The following is a 1,686-nucleotide window of genomic DNA, read 5'->3' on the forward strand; positions in this document are numbered from 1 at the left end:
CTTCTCCAATCCAAACTTAACAGTCACTTACTATAGATTCACAGTTAGATTTCATCTCTTTAGTCTTCTCCAATCCAAACTTAACAGTCACTTACTATAGATTCACAGTTAGATTTCATCTCTTTAGTCTTCTCCAATCCAAACTTAACAGTCACTTACTATAGATTCACAGTTAGATTTCATCTCTTTAGCCTTCTTCAATCCAAACTTAACAGTCACTTACTATAGATTCACAGTTAGATTTCATCTCTTTAGCCTTCTTCAATCCAAACTTAACAGTCACTTACTATAGATTCACAGTTAGATTTCATCTCTTTAGCCTTCTTAAGAACTTTGTTATAATGAACTATGACTTTGAATTGCCTATTCTATCAAAAATAGCAAAAGAACCTGTAAATCTAACAAAAAATCCATTATTAAATCTCTCAAAATTTGATGTCAGTTCTGTTATAATAACAACAAATTTATTGTTATTATAATCGAGAAGAGGAGGGGCTAATTTGAAACAAACTGAGGAAGAATTCAAATTAAGTGAAGTAATAAAACTTACTGGACTGTCTGATCAAACAATTCGAAGATATCAAGAGGACTTTAATATTCAAGGAATTCGTACTCAAGGTGGTCATCGTCGTTTCAAAAGAGAAGAAATTGATATGTTACTTGAGGCTAAGAGATTAAAAGAAGAACATGGTTATTCTATTAAGCAAATCCGTTCACATTTTAATGGAGAAACAACATCAGAGATGTTAGAAAAGAATGAACCTATGAAAACAGTTTTTGAGAAGAAAATAGTGAATTTAGAAGAACAATTAGCAGAGGCAACTGAGAAAATTGATTCTATGGTTCAGGTTTTAACAACATTTATGAATCAAAGTGGACAAACAAATCAAAAAATTTTATCTCAATTTCAAGATGTACTAAAGGCACTTCCTGAAACATCTACAACTACAAACAACCAAAGAATCTTGGAAAAAGAGCAACGTCTAAACGAATTGAAAATTAGGAACAAATTAAAAAAAGAAGCCATTGAAAAATGGGGTATTTTACCTGAAGAGGAACGGACTACCACTGTGAAAACTGGTCTGTTTAGTTTTAAAAGGGAAGAAAATCATAATAAAAAACGTGCTTTCATCGAAGATTACATAAGTGAACATTTAGTAGATCGACTTGAAAGAGAGTATGACATGAAATAAAATCAATGATTAACCTAATTTTAGTGAAAGATAAAAAATGAAAGAGGCATTGCCCTTAGTTAAGCTGAATTAACTAAGGGCAATGCCTCTTTCATTTGGAAGATTATTTTTATTGAAACTAAAAATTGCACTTTGCATGCTGGTTGAGAGTAGAGAGAAAGATTTTATTTTTCAGATAAATAATTTTAAAATTATTTATTATCTAAATGAAAAAGATTAGCCTAAAATACTCGTTTTGATATATTTTGCTAATTTTTATTGAATTATGAGACTAGTTAACGCTATAATAAAACTAACAAAAAGGACCGGAATAGAAAAAAGACTTCAACTGTTTAAGAAGTGCTGTCAACACTCTTAAACCGTTCACCCTAATCACGGTAGGGAAAACACTTGTCGAAGTCTCTTGTTAATAGAGTTAGTTTTTCTATAAAATAAAACTTATGTTTTTATTTTATACGAAATTGACATCTATTTCAAGGGCTTAGTTCATCAA

The 1,686-nt window shown here is 30.2% G+C and carries 1 protein-coding gene; it reads left to right on the forward strand.

All coding sequences use genetic code 11. The features are described 5' to 3' along the window. The first annotated feature begins 500 nt into the window (after positions 1-500). Entirely contained in the window at positions 501-1,193 is a 693-nt protein-coding gene (locus AC0C45_RS29990) for a helix-turn-helix domain-containing protein (RefSeq protein ID WP_050691790.1), read from the forward strand. Positions 1,194-1,686: the final 493 nt, after the last annotated feature.

Source organism: Priestia sp. VA7, assembly GCF_055710015.1.